Origin of the sequence: Synechococcus sp. R8-2 (assembly GCF_047461715.1) — a bacterium.
Lineage (GTDB): Bacteria > Cyanobacteriota > Cyanobacteriia > Thermostichales > Thermostichaceae > Thermostichus.
The window spans coordinates 1-3,954 of the sequence record NZ_JANSHQ010000487.1; the positions used below are offsets into that span (position 1 = coordinate 1).

General features: G+C 62.0%; 3 protein-coding genes. 2 read left to right on the forward strand and 1 reads right to left on the reverse strand.

What is annotated here, in order from left to right; all coding sequences use genetic code 11:
• Both NW819_RS11390 and NW819_RS11395 read left to right on the forward strand, forming a co-directional pair.
• Positions 1 to 1,023, forward strand: a 1,023-nt coding sequence (locus NW819_RS11390) for a peptidase C39 family protein (RefSeq protein WP_414413809.1), incomplete at its 5' end; no start/stop codon positions are given.
• A 322-nt stretch (positions 1,024 to 1,345) separates the two neighbouring features.
• Positions 1,346 to 3,295, forward strand: a complete 1,950-nt coding sequence (locus tag NW819_RS11395; RefSeq protein WP_414413810.1) for a hypothetical protein — start codon at positions 1,346 to 1,348, stop codon at positions 3,293 to 3,295.
• Positions 3,296 to 3,340: 45 nt separating this feature from the next.
• On the opposite strand, the gene NW819_RS11400 is transcribed toward NW819_RS11395, so the two are convergent.
• Positions 3,341 to 3,778 carry a hypothetical protein gene (locus NW819_RS11400; protein WP_011434354.1) on the reverse strand — a complete coding sequence of 146 codons (438 nt, stop codon included), beginning with the start codon at positions 3,776 to 3,778 and terminating at the stop codon, positions 3,341 to 3,343.
• Positions 3,779 to 3,954: the final 176 nt, after the last annotated feature.

Consider the following 3,954-nt stretch of genomic DNA (forward strand, 5'->3'; position numbering starts at 1 on the left):
CCGTCCCGCTTACGCGATCGGGGGCGCCCTTTCTATCCCCTTGGCCCCTACTGGGTGGGAGAAGCCACCAGCCCAGCAGTCCCCACCAGCTTCCCTATGGTCGGGGCAATCGCTTCCTGGAATGCCACCACGCCCCCCGGCACCTGGTTGGAACTGTGGATTCGGGCCAAGCTTTCAGACCGCTGGACAAAGTGGTATCACGGCGGGGTATGGGCTGCGGATCCCTTGACTCTGGCCAGCCACTCAGTGCAAGGACAAGGGGATGAGGATGGCAACCTGTACACGGACTTGCTGGTGCTCAAGGATACCCTCAACGGAGCAGAAGCCTTCCAGGTCAGGGTGCGCCTGTTCACGCAAGAGCCAGGCCGTTCTGCCGTTGTGGATCAGGTGGCAGTTGCCATTTCCAACGAGCCGGTCAGGCCCAGCCGCCTATCCCCTGGGGATCCCAGCCGCTGGGGCAAAATCTTGGATCTGCCTTGGTGCTCCCAGATGGTGTACCCCGATGGGGGAGAGGTCTGGTGTAGCCCCACCTCTTTGGCGATGGTGATGGCCTACTGGAAGCGGGATCCCCGCCCCTGTGAGGTGTTGGTGCGCGCAGCAGTGGCCGGTGTGTATGACCGGGTTTACCAGGGCCATGGCAACTGGGCTTTCAACGTCGCCCATGCTGCCGAGCAAGGTTTGTCCGGCGTGGTGGCGCGGCTGGAGAGCTTGGCTCAAGCAGAAGCCTGGATCGCGGCAGGGGTTCCGGTGATCCTCAGCTATGCCTGGGGTGAGGGAGAACTGGAAGGGGCGCCAATTCCCAGAAGCAACGGCCATCTGGCGGTGCTGGTGGGGTTTGCTCGCGGCAGCGGTGCGGAGCAGTTTAGCCACGGGGATCCCATCGTCCACGATCCGGCAGCCAAAACCAACGAAGAGGTTCGCCGTACCTACCGCCGCGAACAGCTAGAGTCGTTGTGGCTGGAGCACTCCGGGGGTACCGTCTACTTGATTCATCCGCGAGAGTGGCCTGTCCCCACTCTATAGCCGAACCGGGCGAACGCGGGCAGCATCGACTTACAGCGCTACCGCTATGGCCTGGATGATTTCCTGGCCGCTGAAACTGCTATCTGGTCTTTCGGTGGGGATTTGAGTAAGGATAGATGGAGTGAGGAGTGCAACTCACCTGCGGGTGAGGAGGGTTGGTCATGAATAGGAATGCGGTTCAGGGGCCAAGGCATTGGTCGAGGTGGCTCCTGCGGCAGAGAGGGTGCTGGGCAATTCTCGCCGGTTTGTACGCTGATGAAGGTAAGCGTGGGGGTTTGGGTTTCCGCCATTTCCCAGTTTGTGGGAGGGGATGAGCTGCATCATGCCACGACGGGTTTCCCTGAGACCGCTATCTTGGCCTGCGCTGAGTGCCTTGGTGCTGGCTCTCTCGGGCTGTGGCGAGTTTCCTTCTTCTAGTCTGTCTCCCAGCGTTCTTCCCCCTGCGGCCCTACAGCCGGTTTCAACCCCAACTCCTCTCCCTCTCTCCCCGCTTTCTCTCACTTTTGAGCAAGCGCGTCAGGCCGGCTTGTCGGTGCCCAGCAACCGCATTGTTCTGCTGCTTCAGGAACAGGGATCCGATCTGGTGGCCCAGCTACCGGCCTCAGAGGTGGATCGCTGGCTGGCTCGCACTCCCACCTGGCCGGGGGTGGAAGGGATCGACCTGAGCATTACCCTGGGCACCTATCGCCAAACCGCCACTGCCCCTCTGCGCCCGGGGCAACCGGCCACTTTCACCTTCACCAATCCTCCCGCCGGGGAAGCGGAGCTCAGCGCCATCGCCTATCGGGGATCCACCACTCTGGCGCAGGGGAAGGGATCCCTGACCCTTTCTGCCCGCTCTGGGAGTTCTGGCAGTGTCAATCGTCCTCCCCAAGACACAGAGCGCCAGCGCCGCCTTTCTATGTTGGTGCTCTCTGAGGTGGGGGTACCGCTGCTGCACACCAGCTCGGCAGCGCCCACCCTTGGCCAGCCGTTGCTGCTCTCAGGGGAAAATTTGGAGCGGGTGGAAACAGTTCTCTTTGCTGCAGCAGCCAATCCCGAGCGCATCCTGAAGGGGGAAATTCGCTCCCGCAGCGGTGACCGCCTGGTGGTGATGCCGCCTTCTTCTCTTTCCGGCTCGGTTTGGGTTGCCGTTGCGGATGCTTCCGGGCAAGGGCTGGGTACACTGGTCTACGATTGGCCTGCCGCTACTCCTTCCCCCAGCCCCTCTCCCACCCCCACTGCTCCGGCAGCATCGGCCTGGGTGGTGGAAACTTTGCTGGATGGCCGCACCTCGCCCGCGGCAGATCCTGTCGGCAACGCCCCTGATAACACCGGCACCGAGTCCAGGATCTACCTGCAGCAAATCAGCGGCATTGCTGTGGATCCTGAAGGAGCCTTCTATTTAGCCGATAGAGCCCAGCACCGCATCTTCCGGCTGTCTCTAGAGGGGGAATTGGAAGTTTGGGCCGGCACAGGCCAAGCAGGCCGCCGCGACGGAGCAGCCGAGCAAGCGCGGTTCAACTCCCCACAGGGGCTGCTCTGGGATCCCAAGGGGGGATTGTGGGTGGCCGACAGCGGCAACCATTGCCTGCGCTATATCAACCTGCAACGGCAGGTGAGCACCTTTGCGGGCACTTGTGTAGCCGGATACCGAGATGGGGAGCTTGACCGGGCTCAGTTCCGTGAGCCATCGGGGCTGGCTTTGGGTTCAGATGGCAGCCTCTACGTTGCCGACCGCGCCAATCGCCGCATCCGCCGCATCACCCCTGCCGGTGAGGTGACCACCGTTGCCGGCACGGGCCAGCCGGGATTCGCCGACGGCCCAGCAGAACAGGCCCAGCTTCTGCAGCCCACCGCCTTGGCTGTGGACAGAAATGGGCACCTTTGGATTGCCGATCAGCATCGCCTGCGCAGGTTATCCCCCGCCGGACAACTGAGCACCCTATCAAACCTCGAAGCAGGCTACCGAGATGGCCCCCTGGCGGAATCTCGCTTTCGCTTCCTCGGCGGGCTGGCCTTCGATGCGGCAGGCAACCTCTGGGTGGCAGACCGAGACAACCATCGCATTCGTCGTCTTCAGCCTGGGGGACAAGTTTCCACCTTGGCCGGACAGAATCAGCCCGGCTGGCAGGATGGCCCCACCTCGGTGGCCCGGTTCGATCAACCTGCCGGCTTGGCAGTCTTACCGGATGGCAGTGTGGTGGTGGTGGATGCCGGCTTGCCGGGCTTGCGTCGCATAAGCCGCGTTGCTTCTGGGCCTGTCACCCCAACCCCTGGGGGATCTCTGTAGGCTCTTGACAGGCCGCCGTCTCTCAGGTTTCACAGGGATCCCCATCTACTCAATCACCACACTCTTCGGGCCGGCGTTCACCTCTGGGCGACCCTGATTGAAGTTGGCCAGGAAGGTGTCTGGATCTTTGAGGCTGAAGACCAGCTTTTTGCAGGGCACTTGCAGCCCCACCGGCCCCAGCAACGGAATAAAAAGAGGCTTTTCCTGCACCAGTGGAATGGCAATTACCCCTTGGGTGCTGGTGACCGGGCCAACGATCCCCTGAAAATCGGTGCGCACGCCCACCCCGTAGTACCAGGGCCAGGGAAAGCGCTCCCCTCGCCCCAACTCGCTCAAGGAGAACGTCTCGTTGAACAGGCTGCCCGCCCGCACAATGAGCTTGTCTTGCAGCAGATCGACATAGGCCGCCTCGCTGCTCACCCCAAACAGAGCCAGCGGCAAACTGGCTAGGGGATTGGAGTCGATGGCCATGTAATAACGCATGAGAAGTCTCCGAGTTCACAGATGGGTGACCAGGTGAGCCGCGGCCCCTAGCCTTGCCAATTATAGAAAATCTTCCCCGTTGCTCGACTGACCAAAAGGGATCCCATCTGCCCACAAGCTAACCGAGTATGATGGGTTGCTTGGAGTGCCCTTTGAGGACTCCGTCCCGCTAACGC